This window comes from Bradyrhizobium betae (assembly GCF_004123905.1).
GTDB lineage: Bacteria > Pseudomonadota > Alphaproteobacteria > Rhizobiales > Xanthobacteraceae > Bradyrhizobium > Bradyrhizobium betae_A.
Genome location: NZ_MZXW01000057.1, coordinates 15,479 through 37,784 on the forward strand (window position 1 = coordinate 15,479; position 22,306 = coordinate 37,784).

Below are 22,306 nucleotides of genomic sequence, written 5' to 3' on the forward strand. Positions count from 1 at the left end.
GGATCGGTCTTCCCGGCGCATGCGAACACTGGTGACCCGAATGGCCCGTTCGAGGCCTGTCCGCTAATTAGCTCGAATGCGCGCTGATACCCATGATGGCCCGGAGCACAACACGCTCGAATCAGAGGCCGGATACATTGATGCAAGACCGCATCTGCCAGGTTGACGAAACCTCTTGCAACGCGCGGCCGGACCATACATTGGGTCACAATCGGCCTTTCGGTATCCCGGCTGCTGACTTCCGGTTGAGCACCGGGAATGGACATCATCGGCGCCGGTTAAGATGTGCCAGCCGTAGTCCCGTTGTGCCGCGGCAAGGTAATAATCAACTCTGTAAAGATGCCCGGCTCGGTGTCGACATCGATCCGGCCGCCATGCTGCTTGACTATGATGTCATGTGTCATCGAGAGTCCTAGGCCTGTTCCTTCTCCCGCCGGTTTCGTTGTGAAAAAGGGATCGAACATTTTTCCCTTTACGTCGGGCGGGATACCTATTCCGTTGTCGCGAATGCGGATCTCGACGGCTTTGCCGAGATGTCTGGTGACGGCGCTAAGGACTGGCTCAAAGGCTACGTCGCCGGTCTCTGCCTTGCGTTTTGTCGCTGCATAGAAGCCGTTGGAGATCAGATTTAGCAGCGCCCTGGTCATCTCCTGCGGGTAAAGATCCAAAGCACCCGCCTCAGGATCAAGGTCACGCCTAATCGTTATGCTGAAGCCAGCCTTTTCCGCTCGGGCGCCGTGATAGGCAAGGCTAAGGCTCTCCTCAACTAGCCTGTTGATCTCGGCGGACCGGCGCTCGCCGGAGCCTTCACGAGAGTGTAGCAACATGTTCTTGACGATCGAGTCGGCACGGTTGCCATGTTGGAGATTATCTTTAAGCAACCCGGTCAACTCGTTCGTTTCCTCACGGCCCTTCTCAGTCAGGCCCTCCTGCGTCAAAACCTCTTTTAGCTCGTCAGTCAATTCTACGCAGAGCGCCGAAAAGTTGTTGACGAAGTTTAGCGGGTTCTTGATCTCGTGCGCAATGCCCGCGGTGAGCTGACCGAGAGAAGCCAGCTTCTCGGTCTGCACTAACCGATCTTGTGCAGCGCGGAGGTCTTCAAGGGACTGCGATAGCTGTCCCGTGCGCATGCGCAATTCGTTAAGTAGACGAGCACTCTCAATGGCGATCACTGCCTGATCTGCGAAGTTCGTGACAAGCTCAATCTGCTTTTCGCTGAAGGGACGCATGTCTTGGCGATAGATGACGATGACGCCAACTAGATCGCTTTCTTTGAGCGTCGGTACGGCAAGCAAGGTCCGAGCCCGCATGTTCGTGAGAGTGACAATGCGAAGCGCGGTTTGCTGAACAGCAGGGCCCTCTGCCAAGAGGTCGGGAACATGGACGGCTTTTTTGGTGGCAAGAACTCGGCCGAGCGCTGTTGCAGGTGGGGGCGTAAGCGGCCCGTTCTTGAATAGGTCAGCAAATGCTGGCGGCGAGTTGTACAGTTCCGCCAGCTCGAGTCCGCCGTTGGTGGCGAGCATCATGTTGCCGTACGACGCCTCGCAAATTTTTAAGGCCTTGTCGAGCATGACCCTGAATACCGACCGAAGATCGCCGGATGAGCCGCTGATGACGCGCAAAACGTCCGACATCGCGTCTGTTGCCCCAGCGCTTCCGACAGGTCGCGCGTGCGCAGCTGAACTTCGTTGAACAGCCGCGCGTTCTGGATCGCGATTACGGCCTGATCGGCGAATGTCTGAATGAAATCCAGCTGCCGTTCCGAGTATCTGAATCCGGCTTCCGGGTGAGTAAAAATGATGGTGCCGATACCCTTCTTCCGCTCGATGAGCGGCACGAAGGTGATGGATCGAAAGCCACCGGTCGCGGCGGCCCTTTGCGTCATGGCCGGCGTGTCGGACCGGTCAGTATCCGGAATCTCAATGATCCGCCGCTCTAGAACCGCTCGCGCGGATGGTGACAGGTTTACATCAAATGGAATCGGATAAATCGTTCGAACACGATCCACATCGAAGCCGGAGATTGAAGCGGCCGACGCGCCCCAGTACAGCTTATTGTCCTGCAGAATTGTAATGGTCGCGGAGCAAGGCTCGAACAGCTTCGCCGCGCTGGTGACTATTGCTTCGAACACCGGCTGCACGCTATCGGGCGAACTGGCGATTACCTTCAATATCTCGGCCGTCGCTGCCTGCTGCTCGCGGGCTTCCTTCAGATCTTCGCTTATATCGGAGACCGAACGACGCTTACCGCGGATGGCTGCTGATGCAATGCGGTTCTTGGTCTTGCTACCCTTACGGCCCGCCGATGGGCTCTTGCCGCGCCTTTTCGCCGACCGCGCCATATCTGCCCCCAGGGGTAGAAAGGCATATTGTCAGAAGACTTCGCTCTGGAAGAGGCGTTTGAGTGAGGATCTTGCTCGCCGGCTGGCAGCGGCTAGGTGAGCTAAGGAGAGGGCCGGCAGGCTCGCTTCGGGCAGAAGCGGCCGTTTGGCATTCCGGCTGCTTACTTCCGGTTGAGCAGCGGGTGCGGACATCACCGGCACTGGTCGGGAGGTCAGAGATGGGCAACAGTGGAAGCGATGGCAGTTCCGAAGCGGTTTTTAAATGGAACGAGTGCTCAGAAGATCAACGCTCTGCGAGGAGGTGAACGGCTTGGCGGCTTCTATTATTGAAGAAGAATTCAATGGAACGGGTGCCGGTGTGTCTTATCTGTTCGACTAAGCGACACAATTATGCGCAGATCCAGTATGAACCTTACGACAATCGGAATAGCAATACTCCTCGTTGTCCCAAGTGAAGTTGCGCTTGCAGAAGGCACATTGAACTACAACCTTCCCACTGTTCGCCCTGTTGTTCGAGGCGTCACGATCCTGGCCCCTGGGCGATCAGGCTTTAGAACATTCCCTCCGGGAATTCGGTCACCAGCTTATGTCACTCCAGGTGGTGTGCGGATCTATCGCGACGACTCCGTTCCGGGTGGTCTGCGGACGGACCACGACGACCCTCCTTCCTACAATGATCCATCCAAGTTTGGCGGCGGCTGATCTGTGACATACAACAGCGATCGGCTCGCCGCACAAAGCGAATAGTGACCCGACGCTCGCGCTACATGACCGCAAAAAGAGAGGAGAGACCACCCAGAAAGGTGGTTCGCTGTCCTTTTTGACGCCGCCTCGTTACACATTCGCAGTACTATAGCGCCTGCGAATAAATTGCGTGAAGGCTTGCTGGCCACTTTAGGGTGCCGTGCATGCGCGGCGCTGGCTGCGCCTCAATTTTACCATCCGACTCAGGCTGTCCTTGTATTCGTTGCCGGCGTCTCGTCCGTGACGGTTCTCGATCCCGAACCGGCGCGCGACGAAGCGGAGCCAGGGGCCCGGAGAGAACCCCATCAAACCGGGCCTTTGCGCTGTCCGTTGAGCGAAGCGCATGCGCGCGGTGCGCCAACGTCATCGCCTGATCGTGCCGACGTCGCTCGGTCACGACGCCCGCGCCCGATCTAGCCCTTGGCCGGAAGACGAGTAGCCACCTTCGCTTTGCCTAGGATCATTCTTTCCTTCTGGGTTCAACAGCAGTCGGCGCTTGCAGTACCGTTAAGCTCGCCGCACTGGCTCACAAATTGGAGCTTGACGAACGGCCAATTCCTAGCGGCTTGCCTCCAGCTGTCTCCCGCGGAATCATCCGCCATGAGCACGAAGTTGCGGGAGGTTATTTGGGGCGGCCGGATCATGGGCGCGAAGATCCGCGCGCAAGGAGCCCGTGAGCGTGCTCAACAAGCCATCCGAGTGGCCGATCGCGCGGAGGCCGAAGCTTGGTCCGTTCGCATGGAGGACTATAGCGGCCCTGCCCAGCCCTCGCCTACGATCGGCCAGTGCATCAACGGCGACCTAGCCTGGCTGGAAGTCGAGTGCGCCCGCTGGAAGACCCGCGCCAGCCTCCCGCTGGATGCTATCCGACGGCCTAAGGACACGCCGCTTTGGAAGCTGGAAGCGTCGCTCAAGGACACAGGAGGCCCGCGCCAGCCGTTCGTAAACGCGTCTTCAGTTGATGGTGGCGCCTCACCAGCATGCTCCGCCCAGACAAGCCTTCCGGAACGCAGGTAGCCTTGGTAATTGCAAGCTCCTTGAAGACCGCGTTGCGACAGATCCCGCTGTCATGAGGCAATACGTCGGCCTGGATGTCTCGCAAAGAGAAACTTCGGTTTTGCGTGGTCAACGAGACTGGTCAGGCGATTTTTGAAGGAAAGGGCAAGTCTGATCCCGGCGATCTGTCCAAGCTGCTTCGTAAACATGCGCCACTGGCGGAGCGGATCGGCTTTGAGACGGGCGCGATGGCAAGCTGGCTTTGGCACGAGCTTCGTAGGGTTGAACTTCCCGTCGTTTGTATCGATGCAAGGCATGCACACGCTGTACTGTCGGTCCGCATGAACAAGAGCGATCGGAATATGCTCGGGGCCTTGCCGAACTGGTGCGGGTCGGGTGGTATCGTGAAGTCAAAATCAAGAGCGAGGAGAGCCAGAAGGTTCGAGCGATCCTTGTCGCGCGATTCCGCCTTGTGTCCATGCGCCGGGATATCGAGAACCAGGTCCGCAGTCTGATCAAGGAATGTGGGTTGCTATTCCCTCGCGCCATTGGCCAACAGTTCCGTAACCAGGTCGGCTTGCTATTGGGCGAAGGTCATCAACTTATAAACTGATCGAGCCGCTCCTGTCGATTCATGAACATATCTGCCAGCAGCAGAGCAAACTCGACGACGAGGTCCGCCGATTGGCGAAGTCTGACGAGACGACGCGTCGCCTGATGACGGTTCCTGGTGTCGGCGTGGTGACTGCCTTGACGTTCCGCCATACGATCGATGACCCGTCCCGCTTCCGATCGGCCTCGACAGTCGGCGCCTATCTCGGCCTCACACCTCGGCGCAACCAATCTGGTGAAAGTGACACTAGTGGCAATATATCCCGATGGGGCGACAGGCTTCTCCGAACCTACCTGTTCGAGGCAGCGACCGTCCTTCTCTATCGGACCCAAAAATGGTCTTCCCTCAAGGCCTGGGGAATAAAGCTCGCGAAGCGGGTCGGCATGAAAAAGGCAAAGGTCGCCATTGCGCGCAAGATCGCTGTGATCCTCCACTGCATTTGGGTCGATGGTACGTCGTTCGACTGGGGCCACGCGCCGGCCTGACCTTATTTTGCAAGTTCCTGGCCCGGTCCGCCGGGCCCGGCGATGTCCCGCTGGGACGGTGGTCGTGGTGACCTCGGTCAATCGGCTGGTGGCGGGCTCGCCCGCACACCGTTGCAAACGATGAGGCACCCGATCCGGACATCATCATGAGGCGCTTGCGACCTCGGAAAGGACCATGACCCCAGCGACGGGCAGCTGATCGCATTGAGATTTAGGTAATATCGGCCCACGACTACCGAGCTGGCTATCGATCTACCAGCCGCGCGCTCGCCCCGTCTCCGCAACCCGACCCGCTCCGACGGGGCGAGCGCTACCGTCTTGCCGAATGGCTTCAAAAAGAGAATTGACATCAATCCGCAATTAAAGGGCCGATTGACAGCATTTCCCGCCAAACGATTGGTTTGCGTTGGCCGCAACGGCGGGCAACGCGGTCACGGGTGTCGATTTGAAGAAATTAGAGGCGGCAGCGCACCGATGCCATCGGGCCGCGCTCAAAGACACTGATGAACAAGCCGCCGTAGCTCTTCCTGGCGCGACGGTCGGCTGTCTGGCATTTACCAGAGACCGCGGAGGCATGATCGTGGATGTAGCGATACCGCTGCGAAAGGGCTGAACTGTTCAACGCAGAGCCGCCCGGCACTCCGCCGCGTTGTTGCCCGCGAAATAGCCAGAGCCTGCCCGAATTGGTTAAAGATTTGTTAATCCGCCTTCGGCAGGCTTGCGGTAAGCGCTGCCGATTAGCCCCCCAGCCACGGTAGCGCGAAGCGATGGCCGGCGGCAGTGATGCCCGCCGGCCATTTCGTTGGTGAGCGCCGCTCGCAAACACCGCGGCGGAGCCCCAGAGGCGGGTGTGTGGACGCGTCGGTCTGAGGCCAACGCTTACCTGCCTACGACCGCCATAATCCGTACTGTCAAGCCAGAACGTCCGGAAAAGTCTTTCCAAAAGTCCTTTCCAACAAGCAGGAACGGACTGCGGACGAAAGACGAACCTCCGGATTTGATCAAGCTGTCCAATTTAGCGCTTGTCGAAGGCCTTCGCACGCTGGAACAGAACGGTTTGAAGTCCGGTGATGATCAACTTGTTCAGTGTCTAGCAATCGCTGGGCGACAGGTAAGGAAGCTGGCGCGAACTCTTCCACTGCTCAATGGCGGCGGTGACCGCGGCGCATAATTCGTCATCAGTCGGGCTGGTCATTTGTCGACCTCAATGCGATCGGATCGGCGCTACTTAATCCGCTGCGGATGTGACCTTGCCACCTTATAGTCGACCGCCGCCGTCGATCACTCTAGTAACTGAGCAAAGATTTTCCCACTCTTCCTACTCGCTCGCCCACGCTGTTTTTGAAAGCGCTGCAAGCGAGCGTAAACCGCTTGGCGAGTGCGGCCTAGCCGGCGGCCGACCTCCTGAGCTGTGGCGCCTGCGCCAAAGAGCGAGAGCAATTCCGCCTCTTCGTCCGGCAGCCACGGACGCGTCGATGTGCCATCGTTCGTCATGCGCGACGCCCCAAACGCCTAGATACGCGGCGGCGCCGGGCGGCGCGGTGGGTCGGGAAACCGAGTTGGCTGTTCCGAGCGCGGCGGCGCCGGCAAGCGGCTGTGGTCTGGCACGCGATTACCGCGCGTCATCCACGCTGCCAGTCGAGCGTAGCTTCGCCTGAGAGCCGGAGCGAGCCAAGCAGATGCACCCTCGTGATCCTTCATGCCGCAGAACAATATCCATGAACCATTTAGAAAAGATTGCCGGTTGTTCCTGATTTGTAACTGATCGTAAACCATGCGATGGCAACAAACGGCCATGGAAGCCGAACACCCGCTTGAAGCGATAGGTCAAGACATCGGTCAGGAGGAAAGGCGCGGGCCCCTTTTCAATCAGCATCACCGGCAAATGCTCGATCCTCTTCGTGACCGCGATTGGGTGTCTTCTTCGAAGCTTACCGATCACCCCGGAACAAAGCTCGCCCGCGGATGGATGGAGCGACGCTCAACCGGCAAAGGTGTCGAATATCGTTTGACGGGAGCCGGCCTGGCAGAACTTAGCCGCGCCCGATAGGCGCAAACCGGTGGGAAACGACGAAACATGTCGAAATCCATGCAAATGATCGTCGCTAGCTGCGTCAAGGTGCGGGACCGTCGCGCGCTGACGGAGTTGCTGGCGCATCGGTGCAAGGTGCTCGCTGAACTGCAAGCTGTATCAGGCATCAACCCCGAAAACGCAGTAAGGGCGATCCAAGACGAACTGGCTGTGATCGAAGCTGGCCTCGAAGAACTTAAACCTCCGCCCGGTTCGCTCCCTGAGAACGAGTGGAGCTAGTGATGCGCGTTAACAAGATCAATTGGGACAAAATCGGCCGAGTGACGGACCCGGGCCGATACAGGTGCTTTTTCGGATATCTCACCGTCACGCCTGACGACCTCGATGTGTGGGCACGCTATCCGGACGCGACGTTTACTCTGGTCACGAAAACGGCGGATGAGCAGTCAGTTGGCGAAGAATATCGTCTCGGCGCCTTCGATATCGGAAATCCTGAACAGTAGGATGGCGCGCGATCGCCACCTGCGACACTGCCTCTATTGGCGCGGTCTCCAATAGATCGCGTTCGGCGCTACCTTGCGGATCGTGAACGGAACCGCTAGCGGTCGAGAACCCGAGAATTGGCCCGGACCCATCGTGATCTGTGGCTGCGCTAGCCCCACTATTCAGACCGCTTTCCCACTTCGGCTGCGAGCAAATCCCGCTCTTGCAAATGAGCCTTCTGGGTCTCAATCAGGGCATCGAGGATGGAAAACGCGAGAGCGAGATCGCGCCCCTCGCGCTTGAGGTGGGCGATGACCCTCTCTTGCTGACTGATGAGTTGCTCCCCTTCGCGAAGATAGCGTTCGGCTACGATCAAGCGCTCGCCCAAACGCGAAAGCGGTCGGTCCTGCCTCCGCTCCGGCTCAAAGCGGGCGAGACGCCGAGGACCGCACCAAACCTCGACTGGGTCGTTCGCCACCGCGGCAGAGCCTAGCTGTAGAGCCTCTTCGGCGTTATTGCAGTCGATTTCGTGCGCGTTCAGCGTGCTACCGCAGTCGTCGAGCGTGAAGATATAGCAGCGCATCGAGGTTTCGCAGCTCTTGTTCAGTCACGAATTGACGAAGACCCAGACGTTCCTTCATTGGGCATTCACTGGGTCAGTACCTTCAGACCTTCCGTCGCGGCTTCTCGGTTCCCGAATTAACTTCCAGCAAGGGCATCAAGCTTAATCCGCGGTTTCGATTGCACCGGGGCTGCTGAGCGCTAGCCTCTCTGCGCCGGACATTGCGCCGTCCGGGTCCACCATGGCGAGGCCGTCGCGCCAAGATACTCGACGCGGCGGCTTCGTTTATCCGTTGCAACGCTATGAGCTTCATTTGGCAAATAAGCCCGACGGTGACCCGTTCGATCTCGTTGAGATGCGACGACAGATCACGAACTTGCGCTCGCAGCACTCTGACAATCTTCTCGTCACATCGCGATTGAACCGCTTCCTCGTGAAGATTGCTTTTCTCTCAGAGCCAAAAGATGCGGCGCACGCTCGACATCTTCAGTCTGAATTTGCTCGGATGCTGCGAACTGTTGACGAAATGGTCTCACGAGGCCGATCCACGAAGCCGCGGCCCAAGTAACACTAACGCACGCACGTTCTTGCGCCGATCGGCCCTGCGCAGATGCTGGATGCAGTCGCGAAGTCGTCCTCGTTTCGCGTATCGGCGCCTTCGCGGCGAGGGGCCGCCGTCCCCCGTCGGCGGCCCCGCCCATGGGCGACCTAGTAAGCACGCCGCACTACCCGGGGCAGAGATGGCAGTCTCGGAGTAAACCGGTGGGCAAGCGCGAGCACTGCGGCTTCGTCGGTTTCGAGCGCGATCTTCTGGGCGAGCATCACATCGCCAGCCGCCAGGGCATGTTCGGGAACGAAACACCAGCCGATCGCGGGCTGCCCTGATGCGTCGAGCTCTACAACATTGCTCAGGGTACCATATTGAACTCGGTATCGTCTGCCGGTGTGAGAACCGGTGACTTCGAAATAGTTGTTGGCATCGAATTGCGCGCGCTGCTCTGGAGATAACCAATCCCGCAGCAGACGCCGCGAACGCGCCTCCGGGCCATTTTGCTCGGTGAAGCTCCGATAGAGCTCGCGGAGGGCACGGAAGCGCGTTCTGTTAGCGTCACTGCGTCTGAACAGAAACATTGTCGCATCGTGATAGCTTAGCCGCCGACGAGACGCGGATAGAATAGCGTCTCTTCCGCGGTGGGATCAAACGACCGTGTGACCTTTAGTTCACTACCCGCCTTCCGCGTGGCGGCGGTAAACCCCTGATCAGTGAGCTGCTTAAATCGCCGTTCAACCTCGGCGAGCCCCTTCGGATCAGTTTGTTCAAAGAAATGTCTGCTGTCGCCGGTGTCGTCCATAACGATCTGGATAGCCATGGAAGAGAACTCCGCAATGCTCTAGGCCTCTGATGAGGAAGGAAACCTCGCGTCACCAAAAAGTGTTCCTAAGCTCGGCATGACTGGCAGTTCTTCCGGCGACGCTCGAAGTCGACAAATACCTGATCCGCCGCCACTAACGCCGCACGGATCGGCGCGGTCGATCCGCCGCGACCCGACCCGCGCCAACGCGTAAAGGCGCCGATCTCGACCGTTTCACGACGTCGCGTACCAACCGTCAGGAAATGGAATGAGCGGCCAGTGCGTGTTTTCGGCGTTGTCTTTCGCGGCGGCGGGTTTCCTCGCAGTTGTAATATCGGAGGGGCAGTCCTCCACCTCAGCATCACGCGCCGGGCTGCGCTCGGCGCACCTCAGATCGATTTGCATGAACAAAGCTCCCCACCGGAAGCGCGGTTAAATTTGCAGGGTTCAAAAAGTCGATCAAAACTTAATCATCACCCGACAAGATATCGGGTCGCCTTGGTTCGCGATAGGAGCGCGAACCTGACTTAGTTGGTGGGCAGCGCTATCGGGCGTTGCCGCGCGGCCAACACTCATCCCTCGACCGAAAGAAGACGGCGCGTCACAGTCGGCATGGTTGAGGAGTCAAACGCCGAAGCCTAGGCGCTGCTCCCTCCGGTGTGCGGCTGAGGCACAAGGAGCCAATGGGGCCCGATATAAGACTGTCGCCGGATGACCGCCGTTTAAGGTCGCGCTTTTTCCAAGGTGCGCCAAACTGCTCCGGACCATCACGCAAGGCGACCGGGCCGTCGCCGCCGACCCGAATTCCCGGTCGAAGAACGCCTTGACGGCCGGGACATACCGCCCCCCATCAGGCCGTCCACTTTAGGGAAGCTGCGGCCTTCGAGCAAAGTAACGATTGCTCGCCAGTGCGACCCGCCGCTGCCGAGAAGGCCCGGCGGGCTGAGGATGAAAAGGCGCGGCTCGCGGCAGACCGTGCTAACAAGGCCGATCAGGAGAAGGCGGCAGCCGCTGCGAAAGCCGCTGAGGATGCCAGGCTGGCCGCCGAGAAGGCCAAGCAGATCGAGAACGCGAAGGCTGCGGCGGCGGAGCAGCGCAGGAAGGATGCAGAAGCGGCGGTAGCGAAGGCGCTGGCGGACAAGCAGGCTGCTGTGCAAAAGTTGGGCATCGAAGCGATGGCCACCGATGCCTGGCTTTCCCGAACCACGCTAACACCGTCCTGGTCGCGGATGAGGCCGGGCTCCTGCCCATTCACGATTTCTCATGTGAGTGGCGCCATCGCGTGTAAGTCCCGAGCCTCGATATTGCAGCAAGATCGGCGCCGTCAGGTTCCTCCAAGAACCCCGTGCTGCGCCGCAAACGCCTCTCCTTCGGCTGAACCGCGGACTCCGGCCCAGCTGCTGCGATTCATGTTTAATTTTACTTTTTGAAACGAAGCGACAAGCACGGCCGTTTACGGAGCGGAAAAAGAAAAAAGGAACGAGGAGGAAGACAATGAATACCACGCCACTGAGACTTCTTATTGCAACAGGCGCCGCTGCGGGTCTTCTAGCGGTCTCCGCCGCGAGCGCCTCGGCCGCGATTGCTTGTAGAGGGGACTTTTGCTGGCGTATTCATTCCCCGTATCCCTATCCGCCGTCCCCGACCATTGTCATCCATCCTGACTATTGGAGGCCGCCGACTGCGACCATCGTTATTCACGAGCGCTGGCGTCCGGCCGAACGCTACACCCGACAGTACATCGTTCGGGACTATGATGGCTTCGGCGATCCAGAATGGTAGTCGGGTCGCATTTGGAAACGCGATGGCCCCAGCAGGTAAAACGCTGGGGCCGTTTTAATGATGGGCGGCGGAATACTTTCGCACTACGGCGTCGAATCCAAGCTCCCGACCATCCCCGCCCCCGGTCGGAAGCGAACCTTCCCAAAAGGTTGGCGACCTCGGCCCAAGCTGAGGTCATATGCCGGCGACCGACCTAACGGACCGAAACGCCCGAGCCTAGCCTGAGCGATGTCCCGACAACGTGGTGGCTCGACCAGTTGAGCGCGCGGCTGCATTTTGCAACCGCCGGCTGCTGGACTGGGGTTCTCAATGGGATGCGGATCTGATTCAGGAGCACAATGAATCCATCGCGCCGCCAGATTTGAGCCGCATGGCGGCCCATGTCGCCGCGAAGGGTCGTGCCAGTGGGGGGCACAACACCGGGAGATTTCGATGTCCGGTCATTTGCGATTTTCCTTCGCCGGTTTAGTTCTCGTTGCCGGTCTTTCGGCGACACCTACGTTCGCCAGCCCTTTTGCTGACTTCTTCAATAACGCGCCCCAACCTGCCGTAGCCTCTCCGCCGCAGGCGGAATGCTTGGGACGCCCCGGCAACTCGCCGCCCGAGGGCCAGCATTGGGTCTATCGAATGGACGGGCACCGCAAATGCTGGTTCCTGGCTGAGGGCACCGCGACGGTGCACAAGCCGGCGCATCGTCGCCTGGCCAATCGCGGCGCCAGTCCCGACGAGAACGAGACCGCGCGGCGCAGGCGGAGCTCGGTGGTTGATGCGCGCGCGGAGCTGCTGCGTCCCGCACCGGCCGAGGGGGCTCAGCCGACGCCGCCTGCACGCGAAGTCGAGGTAGCTGATGCCGCTTCCGTTTTCGGTACGGGCGCGACGGCCCTGATGCCGGCGGCACCCGTCACCGATCTTCCGCCCGGCCAGGTCACGCCCGATCATCCCGTGCCGCGCCAAGTCGACTTGGAGAAAGTTCTCGCGGCCGCGCCGTCCGCCAGCGAAGGGCTGCTTCGCTCCGGGCCTGCCGTTATGCCGGCCGATGTGCGTGCTACGAAGTCCGGGGGACGAGGCTGGACGGCAAGTTGGACAGGCGTCCTGCTAATGGCATTTGGCACCATCTCGCTCTTGAGCTCGAGCCGCGTGCTTCGGAGTTGTGCTGTTGCGCTGTTGAGGGGAAGGTATACTCGGGGGCTGTACCAAGCAGAGAAAGGCCCCAGCCCGGGCCGCGCATGAGCTGATGCGGATCAATGCTCGGGTGCATTTAACATCGTCTCCAAACGGCTCTTGCTCTGCTGCCCGCTCCGGCCCGCCGTCTTCTGCCGATTCTTCTCGCCTCTACGATTCGAAGCCAATTTCGAAGCTTCTCCACCTCTCTAAGCTCGGCGATGAGCGTTTGGAGGCGTGCGTGCACAACAGCACAGCTATAGCCCTCGCGACTATTGGTCATTACCTGTCCCGAAATATGATTTGAATTAGGCAACTTCCGATAGAACAGAACAATTGCGCGATCGCTACTTCGTGCGCTTAGTGGGCTAGAGCTGTAGCCGCCAGATGCTCCCAGTACTCTGCCTCTGCGAGCAGCTTCCAGCTTCTCTCGGGATCACGCACAGCGGCCTGTCGGCATAGCAACGCCATCGCGCGAAAGCGGCGCATAGCTTCCATCGCAAAACTCCCTGCTTTCTATTTTCCCCAACCTTATTTTTTATTTATTGCGGTAGAGTCATCATGATTATTGCGCATAACTAAATTCCTCGTTCAGCGGCAGCGAGTTAAGTTCCGCCGGAGGGTCAAAGCGGAACTATTTTCGCTTTATGCCTCACGTTGGTTTCGAATCCGAGTTGGTGCGGGATAATCGCGCGCGCATTGCGTAGCTCGGCGCAATCGACCGCAGCGCCATGGAACATGCTGCGGCAGCAACATGCATGCGAAGCGGCCTGAGTAGGCATGCAATGTCGGAAACCGAACCGACCCGACCGCGGAGGGTCTTTTCTAGTTGGCGGGTTGCTGAGCACCTGAACCTTACTGGCGATCAGCCCGGCGCAAATGCTGGGCTCATTCGTCAGGCTCATTCCGCGGGACCAGCTTGAACGAACGACCAAGTGCCGAGGCGACCAAGTCTTAGCGATCCCTGGGATTTACTAGCGGTCTCGCTCGGGATTACTCCTCGAGAACGCTATCGTTTCCCTTCGGTCCCGCGATGGTCTGACGCTCTGGGACCTGCTGCGGGCGATTGCGCGACTCGCGCTCGCGGGCAATTGGGCGTTCGGACGGATTCCGGCCGATCTTAGCTTGGAGCTCGATAAGATCGGTGAACACGTCGGCTTGGCGGCGCAGCTCGTCGGCGATCATCGGCGGCTGGCTCGCGATCGTGGAAATGACGGTGACCCGAACGCCGTGGCGCTGCACCGCCTCAACCAGGGACCGGAAGTCGCCGTCACCGGAGAACAGCACCATCTCGTCGATATGCGCGGCGAGCTCCATGGCATTGACAGCGAGCTCAATGTCCATGTTGCCCTTGACCTTGCGTCGGCCGCCAGCGTCAATGAACTCCTTGGTCGGCTTGGTGACGACCGTGTAGCCGTTATAATCAAGCCAATCGATCAGCGGCCGGATCGACGAGTACTCTTGGTCCTCGATAGTGGCGGTGTAGTAGAACGCGCGCAGAAGCGTGCCACGGGACTGAAATTCGCTCAGCAGGCGTTTGTAATCGATATCGAATCCGAGCGTTTTCGCGGTGGCATAGAGATTGGCTCCGTCGACGAAGAGCGCAATCTTGCTGGGAGACGACATGTTGTGATCTCGGAAAGACGAAGTACCATGCTGCGGGAATATGAACCCGCCAATGAGGCGGCACTTCCAAAGCTTTCATCAAAGCCGGATTTTCCGATGCTATACCGCGGTCCTTTAGCCTTCAAACAGTTTTCCTGAACCACTCCAACTCGTACCCCCCACGGCAGCAAAATTCCGATTGGGGGCATGTCAGCCACTTCTGGATTGGGTCGGTGCTTTCGACTATTCTCGACCTGCCCGGAATTGTTGTGCAACGCAATGCCTGACCAGTTCGAAGTCTTTGATATCGCCTTTGCCGGCGAGCCCGAAGGTGGGCCTGGCGCGTGTGCACCCGCGAAGAGACAACCGTGATGTCAGGACGGGAGACCAGCACAGCCGCCGCCAGATACAAAGCAGCCAGGGCGCTTTTTCTGATGCTGCTCTCGGCTCCCTATCAATCGGCGAGATCGAAGGTATCCACCGGAGGAGCGGCTCAACGAGCAAAACAATCGTCCGACCAATCCCAGCGACGAAGGCAGGCCTCATAGCAACGAACTCAAAACGCCGCATACCCTGTAGAAGAACGCACGACGGCCGCGCGCCATTCATCGGGTCGTGATCAATCCGCTATCCGTCGCCACTATCCAGCGGTCACCCCAACGCACGATAGAGTCGATGCGCCCAATGCCGGGGACTGTGTCGCCGCGCATTCCCATCCGAACGCCATCAGGCCCGGCGAGAACCGCCGTCCCGCCTCGAACATCAAGGACGGTCCAACCCTCAATCGTCGTCGGCCTTGTGTCTGGCGCGGGTGCGAGAGGCGCTCTGGGCTCTATCGAGCCGGTCACAGTCTCATCTGCTTGGATGGTCGGAGAACTCCTGCTTGAAGACTCCGCGGACTCGGCCCCGTCCGACGATCTGGCCAGAGGCTTGGCGGAAATGCTCGTTGCAACTGCGGAGATCTGCCTTACAGTTGATAATGGTTGCAAAACTGACGTGGATGCCGTCTTTCGAGTGCCTTCGGTCTTGCCTGACTTTGATTGGGCAACTTGGCGCGGAGGCGTTTCTGGTTGTGTGATAGCATTGAGAAATGAGCTAGTTGCACCACCATACCAACTTAGCCCTCCAGCCCATCCTAGTCCAAAGCCCGCAACCAATGCGCCTGCGACCAGCCAAGCCGCCCGCCTTCGATTACCGTCCTGCTTCAACAATGCCAGCGTCTGATCTCGATCCGGATTTGAGAAGTCCCAGGGATCGAGCATCGAAGCCTGAATTTTGCCTTCGCTGCTGCATTCAGCAATCGTAGCCTTGGACTCTTCCAAGGTACTCGCCTGGTGTAATGGCATGATAGGACCCCTGCTGGCTCCGCAATGATCATGCTCGGGCCTAAACCAACTCTTAACGGCCGATCAACCACGGCAGGAATAATGACGACAAGACCGCGCACAGGACGATGGCACCGATCATCACTCGGCTGCGAAGACGGCATTGACAACAATTGAGGTTTCGCAGCTGCGAAAAAGTGCAGCCACTGCGGCGGCTCTGGGAAGTTGCATTGCGAGAGTTGCAACGGCACGGCCGCAAAATGAGGCATGAAGTCAACACTTACCCTCGCGCGGCGCTAGCCTCCTCACTTCTGTTTCCCACTCGGCGTTTCAGCCGTGACAGGGCATTGCGGCTAGGGGACGCGCCAGACGACTAGGCGCGTCCCCAGGTTGGAGACTATCCACCTTCACTTTCACTCTGGCTGACCGGCCGTCAGGCTTCGCCAGTCTCAAACAAGTTTCTTTTCAAGAAGACGATGCATTCCTGCATTTCTGCTTGTGCTGACGGGCGTTGGGTCTGCAACTGTTCGCGATCTGCATCAGATAATGGTCTCGCGTCGTGCTTAAGAGCGCCGGCGAAGTATCGATCGTACAAGGCACTCGCTTGCGTAGACAATCGACAAAACAGAAGATTGTCCGCAAGGCATACACAGCACCCGACATCAGACTATTGAAAGCCCATTCCAGAGCCAGAAACGCCGGCTTTGAAGTTGTCGAAGATGATGAAGCCATCGGAAGGATCGTTGAGACAGAAGGCACGGATCTTGGGTAAACGATACCGTAGTCATCTTTTAAGTCGCTTGAAACAAACCTCTGCCAGCGCGGCGCGCTTCCCTAGTAGGTAAAGGTACCTGTCGCATCGGGTACGATCGATGCAAAGCAACGGCCTACGTAAATCTCGCATGACGCATTCATTTGGGCGATTGCATATCATGCGCTTGGTCGGCCCAAGATCTCTGCCAAGAACAAACAAGCGGATCCGAAGTGAATTCAGGAGCTTTGTCTTTCTGCCGGAGGCGGCCCCCCATCGCCGTATGAGTGCACGACCATGCGTTACGTGGCATACGCGGTCGATCTATGGGGAGTCGCGCATGCGATCTACGAGCTAGAGTGCGGCGATGACGGCGACGCGAGACGTCGATCATTGAATTTCCTCGAAACGCATCCGGTGATCGAGCTCTGGAGCGGCCCGCGGCGAATAGCAAAGCTAACTGTGGATGGGCCTGGGAAGACGGAGCATGGGGCCGCGCCTCATCAACACGTTAGCTCGAAGAATCTCAGGACGACATGGCGCGTGAGCAGCTCGGCCCGCTCGGTATTCCTGGCTCGCCGGGTCCAGGCGCGCATAGCCCGCAAGTACAGGAAAACACACGACGGTTGTTCATAACTTCCGATATGTTACGTGCGCCGTCGCAAACGGAATGCCCGCACGTCCAGCGCTCCCACGTACGATGCAGGCGCGATCGTCGATCGCATAGAACCAATCGTCGAAGTTCAGCTTGAAAGATTTGCCACCGATTTGCGGGGTGTCGCGCGTGTACTTCCAATGAAAGGCGCAACCTGCTTGCCCACCTATGGCGTCGCCTTCGAGTCGGTTTTCCAATCCGGTGTACCTACCCTGGTCGCCTTTTCGTATCGTCCAATGCAACGTGTCAGAATGTCCGTCGTCAAATGTGTAAGTCTCGGTGAAGAGAACGATTTGCGTGTCTGACTCGAATTCACCGTGCGCCGCGATCGTCGCGCGGTTCAACAACCCGCCCACCAAACTTTCTACCACCGCCCAACCTTCGATCCGTCCCACAAAAAATCGCTCGGGAAGAAATATCGGCCTTGTCCCTCTGAAATTGCCGATTGCCATTGGTGGATCCCGCTCAGGAATGCTCCCGAAAACTAAGTCTCCTGTTGCCAATCATCGGTTCCGATCGGCGCTGCACAGCACGACGGGCCTCACGTTCTGAAGCCACCCAGCCGTGCGACAACTACTACCGAAGAACTCCTTAGACCCCGGATCATTGGAGCAATACCTACGAGCATTCTTCGCTCTGCGGGTCATATAAGCAGCCGGAGCAGCTCATGGGCCTGTTCACGACGCTCGCTAGCGTTCTCGACGCGCTGCGCTAGACGCCCGGTTCAGTTACATTCGGCCATAACGGCGCAGGCACGAACGGGCATCTGGCCATCCGCATGCTCGCAAAGGCCGCCGGCGTCGAGCCCAATGAGAGTTCCTATCGCGGAACAGCAGCGCAGAGGACCGACGTGCTCGGCGGCAATCTGGATGTAGGAATGGTCAGCCTGAGCGAAGTGCCTGAGCTTCACGGCACCAACAAAGGAGAGCTCCGGGCTATCGCAATCCTGTCTAAGGCCCGCTCCTTATCATTGCCCGGCGTCCCCACGGCCGAGGAAGCCGGCGTTCCCGTCATCATGACCGCCGAACGCGGCTTTGCGCTTCCGAAGGGCGCGCCCGATGACATTGCGAAGAAGCTGGAAGCCACGATCGCCGAGAGCCTCAACGATCCCGAATACATCAGGAGCTCACCCGGTGATGCTCCCGTCCTCGCTTTCATGGCCGGAGCCGAATGGCAGAAGCGTCTCGACGATATGACAAAGGGATTGCAGCCGCTTGCGAGCGAACTGGCCGAGCCGAAATAGCTTCAGTCGATCGGACCGCGCCGCTTAGGCCAATCCGTAACTGACTGCAAGTCCTACGGACGGTAGGAAGTCATTGAATCTGGGTGGTGTCCGGGGCTCTCGGGGCTCCCCAAAAGCGCTTACCCAGCCATCCGCTGAGATCGACGATATGCGGTTCGATCTGACTTCCGCTCATGGCCGTAGCTGGCTTTCTACAACTCATGCCTGCTAGCTGGGCCGGCGGCGTCACCCTATCTACGCCCGGCCGTCACTGATAAGCTTTCAGCAATTTCCTTATCAGTTCGCGAAACTGCTCCATTTGCGACCAAGTCATATCGGTTGCCGACTGACCGCTGCGCTCACCAACCCACTTCGTCTCGGACTCGCTAAATGAGCCCTATCTTCCAGGCGACTCCGCAGGCTAGGAGATTGCGCGCGCGTCTTGATATTCCGTGACACCGTTCATTCGATGGGCGCGCGCCGGGTGTGCCAGTCCGTCACCGACTGGAAGGCATGACCAGCGCGGGCAAGCACATCCTCGGACAAATGCGGACCCACCAACTGCATGCTGAGCGGCAGGCCGTCCGACGCCATCCCGTTCGGCAGCGTGATCGTGGGGCTGCCCGAGAAGTCGAACACTGCGGTGAAGCGCAGGATACTGAGCAGCACGTTCGGATCAGCACCGTATTCGCCCATCTTGGTCAGCGTTGGGATCGGCACAGGCATTGTCGGGATCAGCAGCAGGTCGATATCGCCGAACAAGGCGGCGAGACTGCCGCAAAACTTCAGTCGCTCATGATGGATCTGCGCGATTTCGACACCGCTCATCGACCTGCCCTGCTCGATCAGCTGCGCCAGATCGGGGCCGTATTCCGATTTTCGCGACGGATAGGTCTCCAGGTGCGCCTCCGCCGTTTCGATCGAGCACATCGGGATCCACATGCTGACAAGCTTCTGGTAGGCCGGGAACTTGACCTCGCGGATATCGGCACCGAGCGCTGCCAGCGTGCGTTCGGCATCCAGCAACGCAGCGACGACCTGGGGATCGACCCCGTCCTGGATGTAGCTGCGGTCCACGCCGATCCGTACGCCCCGGATGCCGTCACCGACACCGGCCAGATAGTTCGGCACCGGCGCCTGCAGGGCCGTGGAATCATTCACATCGGCGCCCGCGATGACACCAAGCATAGCGGCGGCATCGGCCGCGCTCCGGCACATGGGCCCGACATGGTCGAGCGAGTCCGCCAGCGGAAACACGCCGTGACGGCTGACGCGTCCCCAGGTAGGCTTGATTCCTGTCAGTCCGCAGGTTGCGGACGGAAACCGGATCGAGCCGCCAGTATCAGTGCCAATCGAACCGAAGCATAGGCCCGCCGAGGTTGCCGCGCCCGATCCGCTTGAGGAAGAGCCGACCCAGTAGTCGACGCCCCAGGGATTGAGAGGTGCCTCGTCGCTCGGATGATGACTGGTGTAGGCGCCCTCAGTCATCTTCAGCTTGCCGAGTATGATGGCGCCGGCATGCTCGAGCCGGTCCACGATGGTCGCGTTGAAGGGCGGGATAAATTTGGCGTGCATCGTCGTGCCGCCCGCAGTCGGCACAAAGGTCGTGTAGCAGAGATCCTTCAATCCGATCGGCACGCCGTGCAGCGGTCCGCGCCAGATGCCTTTCGCTAGCTCGGCGTCACATAGCTTCGCTTGCGCCATGGCGCGCTCAGCGAGAACGAGTGCGTAGCTGTGGAACTTTCCATCGAGCTTGTCGATCCGGCTCACTATGGCCTCGGTTACCTTCGAGGGCAGCAGCTTGCCCCGGCGGAACAGATCGGAGAGTTCGATAATCGATTTGTAGTGAATTGGCTCTGCTGACATTTGACAGACTTCTTGTTGTCGAAAGCGGCTTCGGCCACCTACTCCCGCAACCGACCCGGTGCGGTGACCATGCGGCTCTCGATGCTTAGAACTGCACGCCGCGCGTGAGGGCCCCATCGACCACGAGGTTGGTTCCCGTGATGAAGCTCGCCGCCTTGCTGGCGAGGAACACCGCGCCGTTCGCCATCTCCTGTGGCGTGCCCATGCGGCCGGTAGGGTTCAGCGCCAATGCGCTCTTGTACAGCTCGGGATTGCCGTCCTTAATCTGATTCCAGACACCGCCCTCGAAATAGGTGTTGCCCGGCGACACCGAATTGGCGCGGATGCCTTTGCCGGCAAGCTGGAAGGCAAGTCCTTGCGTGTAGTGAATGATTGCGGCCTTGAACGTGCCGTAGGGACCGCTGGCGAAATCGACCTCGCGGCCTGACACGCTGGAGATGGTGACGATCGCGCCGGCCTTGCTCTTCTCCAGATACGGCATCGCTGCATTGACCAGCCGCACCGTACCCATCATGTCGGTCGAAAATTCCTTCTCCCAGCTCTCCTCGTCCTGTCCGATCGACAGCGCACTAACGTTGGCAACGACGATGTCAATGCCGCCGAGCTTGGAGGCCATGTCCTCGACCCAGCCCTTGAGCGCCGGGCCGTTGGAAACGTCGACCGAGCTGCCGAACGCGGCGACGCCCTTCGCCTTGATCGCGGTGACCGCGTTGTCGACGTCGGCCTGGTTGCGCGCGCAGATGCCGACATTGGCGCCTTCGGCCGCAAACGTGTCGGCGATCGCCCTGCCGATGCCCTTGGTGCTGCCGGTGACGAGAACCTTCGCTCCCTTGAGTCCCAGATCCATGTCCATTCCCTCCCTATTGACGACTTGAAAACATGCCATGTGGCCATTCAGAGTAGGAGCTGCTCGCGAACATTGTCCTCGTTGACCTCGCCACCTGCCAGCGATTGCGTGATCTTGCCCTTCTCCATGATGTAACAACGCTCGGCGATCGCCAGGATCGTGTCGAGATTTTGCTCCACGAAGATAATCGTGGTGCCGAGCTCGTTCCGAAACGACCTTAGCGCCTCGCAGATGTGCTGGACGATCGAGGGCTGGATTCCCTCGGACGGCTCGTCCAGGATCATCAAGGACGGATTGCCGATCAGCGCACGGCCTATGGCGAGCTGTTGCTGCTCGCCGCCCGACATGGTGCCTGCGGCCTGCCGCCGGCGTTCTTTCAGTCTCGGAAAATACTCATAGACGAGTTCAGGCAGCTTCTTGCCACCGGGACCGCCAATCAACTCTCCCACCTGCAGGTTTTCCTCGACAGTCATCTGCGGAAAGACATCGCGTCCCTGCGGGATGTAGCCGAAGCCTGCCCTCGCCCGCGCGTCGGCTTCGAGCCTTGTGATGTCCTGCCCCATGAAGCTGATCATGCCACGCCAGGTCTGCAGCAAACCGATCAGGCACCGCATCAGAGTCGATTTGCCTACACCGTTACGGCCGATCACGCCGACGATCTCGCCGCGCGAGACCGACATGGTGACGCCCTGCAGGATCGGCGTCGCACCGTATCCCGCCCACAATTCCGACACGTCGAGAATCTGGTCAGTGGGATTGGGTTTAGTGAGCATGGGTCTTACCGAGATAGATTTGCGCGACCTTTTCGTCCTGCAAAATGCCTTTGAGATCGCCGCGCGCGAAAATCTTGCCGAGATGCAACACCGTGACGCGCTGGGCAACCTGGCGCACGAAGGCCATGTCATGCTCGACGACAAGCACCGTCATGCCTTCGGCATTGAATGACTTGATCAACTCGCCGGTCTTGAACGTTTCATCCGGAGACATGCCGGCGGTCGGCTCGTCCAGCAGCAAGAGCTGAGGCTTCAGCGCCAGCGCCATCCCGATCTCGAGCCATTGCTGCTGGCCATGCGACAGCGCACCCGCGAGCTTCTCGCTGTCCGGCCCGAGGTTGAGCAGAGTCAGCAGGCGATCCTCCTCGGCGATGCGTTCCGCACCGGATAATCGCTCCTGGAGCGCAATCCGGATGTTTTGCCGAACCGGCAGCTCCTTGAACACGCTTGGAGCCTGCATCTTGATGCTCATGCCCCGCTGCACGCGCGCATATGGACGTTCAGCCGTGATGTCGACGGTATCGAACAGGATGCTGCCCTGGCTCGGCGGGTAAAGACCCACGATCAGCTTGAACAATGTGCTCTTGCCGGCGCCATTGGGGCCGATCAGGCAGTGGACCTCGCCGGCGTTGACGGCGAGGTCGACCTTGGAGACTGCGGTCAATCCGCCGAAATGCTTGGATACGCCTTTGACTTCGACCAGTGCCATGA

General features: G+C 59.3%; 15 protein-coding genes and 4 pseudogenes. 7 read left to right on the forward strand and 12 right to left on the reverse strand.

The features are described 5' to 3' along the window. Positions 1 to 278: 278 nt before the first annotated feature. Positions 279 to 2,341: pseudogene (locus B5V03_RS43125) on the reverse strand (GAF domain-containing protein). 1,344 nt (positions 2,342 to 3,685) lie between these two features. On the opposite strand from B5V03_RS43125, the pseudogene B5V03_RS42680 reads away from it, so the two are divergent. Further along, positions 3,686 to 4,000: pseudogene (locus tag B5V03_RS42680) on the forward strand (hypothetical protein); the annotation flags it as partial. A 154-nt stretch (positions 4,001 to 4,154) separates the two neighbouring features. Further along, positions 4,155 to 5,179, forward strand: a pseudogene (locus tag B5V03_RS40635) (IS110 family transposase). Positions 5,180 to 6,791: 1,612 nt separating this feature from the next. Here the strand turns inward: B5V03_RS40635 and B5V03_RS40640 are convergent. Continuing rightward, complete coding sequence (locus B5V03_RS40640) at positions 6,792 to 7,064, reverse strand: hypothetical protein (RefSeq protein ID WP_129276016.1); 273 nt, start codon at positions 7,062 to 7,064, stop codon at positions 6,792 to 6,794. 192 nt (positions 7,065 to 7,256) lie between these two features. On the opposite strand from B5V03_RS40640, the gene B5V03_RS40645 reads away from it, so the two are divergent. Together B5V03_RS40645 and B5V03_RS40650 are read left to right on the forward strand one after the other, a co-directional pair. Next, positions 7,257 to 7,490, forward strand: coding sequence for a hypothetical protein (locus B5V03_RS40645; protein ID WP_129276017.1), 234 nt, complete (start codon positions 7,257 to 7,259; stop codon positions 7,488 to 7,490). A gap of 2 nt (positions 7,491 to 7,492) precedes the next feature. Continuing rightward, positions 7,493 to 7,714 (forward strand): hypothetical protein, encoded by a 222-nt coding sequence (locus B5V03_RS40650; RefSeq protein WP_129276018.1) that lies wholly within the window; start codon positions 7,493 to 7,495, stop codon positions 7,712 to 7,714. Positions 7,715 to 7,872: 158 nt separating this feature from the next. Here the strand turns inward: B5V03_RS40650 and B5V03_RS40655 are convergent, their stop codons facing one another. The 4 genes from B5V03_RS40655 to B5V03_RS41990 form a co-directional block, all read right to left on the reverse strand. Continuing rightward, the gene (locus B5V03_RS40655; RefSeq protein ID WP_129276019.1) at positions 7,873 to 8,277 is read right to left on the reverse strand and encodes a hypothetical protein; all 405 of its coding nucleotides are present in this window, start codon (positions 8,275 to 8,277) and stop codon (positions 7,873 to 7,875) included. Positions 8,278 to 8,964: 687 nt separating this feature from the next. Further along, positions 8,965 to 9,387 carry a hypothetical protein gene (locus B5V03_RS40665; RefSeq protein WP_129276020.1) on the reverse strand — a complete coding sequence of 141 codons (423 nt, stop codon included), beginning with the start codon at positions 9,385 to 9,387 and terminating at the stop codon, positions 8,965 to 8,967. Positions 9,388 to 9,404: 17 nt separating this feature from the next. Continuing rightward, entirely contained in the window at positions 9,405 to 9,626 is a 222-nt protein-coding gene (locus B5V03_RS40670) for a hypothetical protein (RefSeq protein ID WP_129276021.1), read from the reverse strand. Positions 9,627 to 9,842: 216 nt separating this feature from the next. After that, positions 9,843 to 10,013 (reverse strand): hypothetical protein, encoded by a 171-nt coding sequence (locus tag B5V03_RS41990; protein WP_164988644.1) that lies wholly within the window; start codon positions 10,011 to 10,013, stop codon positions 9,843 to 9,845. A gap of 503 nt (positions 10,014 to 10,516) precedes the next feature. On the opposite strand from B5V03_RS41990, the gene B5V03_RS42875 reads away from it, so the two are divergent. After that, positions 10,517 to 11,038 (forward strand): hypothetical protein, encoded by a 522-nt coding sequence (locus tag B5V03_RS42875; protein ID WP_283811591.1) that lies wholly within the window; start codon positions 10,517 to 10,519, stop codon positions 11,036 to 11,038. Positions 11,039 to 11,822: 784 nt separating this feature from the next. Continuing rightward, entirely contained in the window at positions 11,823 to 12,620 is a 798-nt protein-coding gene (locus B5V03_RS40685) for a hypothetical protein (protein WP_129276023.1), read from the forward strand. Positions 12,621 to 13,544: 924 nt separating this feature from the next. On the opposite strand, the gene B5V03_RS40690 is transcribed toward B5V03_RS40685, so the two are convergent. Together B5V03_RS40690 and B5V03_RS40695 are read right to left on the reverse strand one after the other, a co-directional pair. Next, complete coding sequence (locus B5V03_RS40690) at positions 13,545 to 14,177, reverse strand: NYN domain-containing protein (RefSeq protein WP_129276024.1); 633 nt, start codon at positions 14,175 to 14,177, stop codon at positions 13,545 to 13,547. 2,685 nt (positions 14,178 to 16,862) lie between these two features. After that, complete coding sequence (locus B5V03_RS40695; protein ID WP_129276025.1) at positions 16,863 to 17,339, reverse strand: DUF3833 family protein; 477 nt, start codon at positions 17,337 to 17,339, stop codon at positions 16,863 to 16,865. Positions 17,340 to 17,617: 278 nt separating this feature from the next. Here B5V03_RS40695 and B5V03_RS40700 point away from each other — a divergent pair. Continuing rightward, positions 17,618 to 18,130: pseudogene (locus B5V03_RS40700) on the forward strand (tripartite tricarboxylate transporter substrate-binding protein); the annotation flags it as partial. Between the two features lie 441 nt (positions 18,131 to 18,571). On the opposite strand, the gene B5V03_RS40705 reads toward B5V03_RS40700, so the two are convergent. The 4 genes from B5V03_RS40705 to B5V03_RS40720 form a co-directional block, all read right to left on the reverse strand. Next, positions 18,572 to 19,975 carry an amidase gene (locus B5V03_RS40705; protein ID WP_129276027.1) on the reverse strand — a complete coding sequence of 468 codons (1,404 nt, stop codon included), beginning with the start codon at positions 19,973 to 19,975 and terminating at the stop codon, positions 18,572 to 18,574. A gap of 85 nt (positions 19,976 to 20,060) precedes the next feature. Continuing rightward, on the reverse strand, positions 20,061 to 20,822 hold the full coding sequence (locus B5V03_RS40710; RefSeq protein WP_129276028.1) for an SDR family NAD(P)-dependent oxidoreductase: 762 nt from the start codon (positions 20,820 to 20,822) through the stop codon (positions 20,061 to 20,063). A 47-nt stretch (positions 20,823 to 20,869) separates the two neighbouring features. Further along, positions 20,870 to 21,595: an ABC transporter ATP-binding protein gene (locus B5V03_RS40715; protein ID WP_129276029.1), complete on the reverse strand. Its 726-nt coding sequence runs from the start codon at positions 21,593 to 21,595 to the stop codon at positions 20,870 to 20,872. Then, complete coding sequence (locus B5V03_RS40720; RefSeq protein WP_129276030.1) at positions 21,585 to 22,304, reverse strand: ABC transporter ATP-binding protein; 720 nt, start codon at positions 22,302 to 22,304, stop codon at positions 21,585 to 21,587. The genes B5V03_RS40715 and B5V03_RS40720 overlap by 11 nt, the downstream gene beginning before the upstream one ends. Positions 22,305 to 22,306 lie beyond the last annotated feature (2 nt).

Bases quoted from the DNA above. Each gene is read 5' to 3' on its own strand.
- B5V03_RS40705 (WP_129276027.1), bottom strand. From the start codon at position 19,975: ATGTCAGCAGAGCCAATTCACTACAAATCGATTATCGAACTCTCCGAT.
- B5V03_RS40650 (WP_129276018.1), top strand. From the start codon at position 7,493: ATGCGCGTTAACAAGATCAATTGGGACAAAATCGGCCGAGTGACGGAC.
- B5V03_RS40685 (WP_129276023.1), top strand. From the start codon at position 11,823: ATGTCCGGTCATTTGCGATTTTCCTTCGCCGGTTTAGTTCTCGTTGCC.
- B5V03_RS40655 (WP_129276019.1), bottom strand. From the start codon at position 8,277: ATGCGCTGCTATATCTTCACGCTCGACGACTGCGGTAGCACGCTGAAC.
- B5V03_RS40690 (WP_129276024.1), bottom strand. From the start codon at position 14,177: ATGTCGTCTCCCAGCAAGATTGCGCTCTTCGTCGACGGAGCCAATCTC.
- B5V03_RS40695 (WP_129276025.1), bottom strand. From the start codon at position 17,339: ATGGCAATCGGCAATTTCAGAGGGACAAGGCCGATATTTCTTCCCGAG.
- B5V03_RS41990 (WP_164988644.1), bottom strand. From the start codon at position 10,013: ATGCAAATCGATCTGAGGTGCGCCGAGCGCAGCCCGGCGCGTGATGCT.
- B5V03_RS40670 (WP_129276021.1), bottom strand. From the start codon at position 9,626: ATGGCTATCCAGATCGTTATGGACGACACCGGCGACAGCAGACATTTC.
- B5V03_RS40645 (WP_129276017.1), top strand. From the start codon at position 7,257: ATGTCGAAATCCATGCAAATGATCGTCGCTAGCTGCGTCAAGGTGCGG.
- B5V03_RS40665 (WP_129276020.1), bottom strand. From the start codon at position 9,387: ATGTTTCTGTTCAGACGCAGTGACGCTAACAGAACGCGCTTCCGTGCC.
- B5V03_RS40715 (WP_129276029.1), bottom strand. From the start codon at position 21,595: ATGCTCACTAAACCCAATCCCACTGACCAGATTCTCGACGTGTCGGAA.
- B5V03_RS40720 (WP_129276030.1), bottom strand. From the start codon at position 22,304: ATGGCACTGGTCGAAGTCAAAGGCGTATCCAAGCATTTCGGCGGATTG.
- B5V03_RS40710 (WP_129276028.1), bottom strand. From the start codon at position 20,822: ATGGATCTGGGACTCAAGGGAGCGAAGGTTCTCGTCACCGGCAGCACC.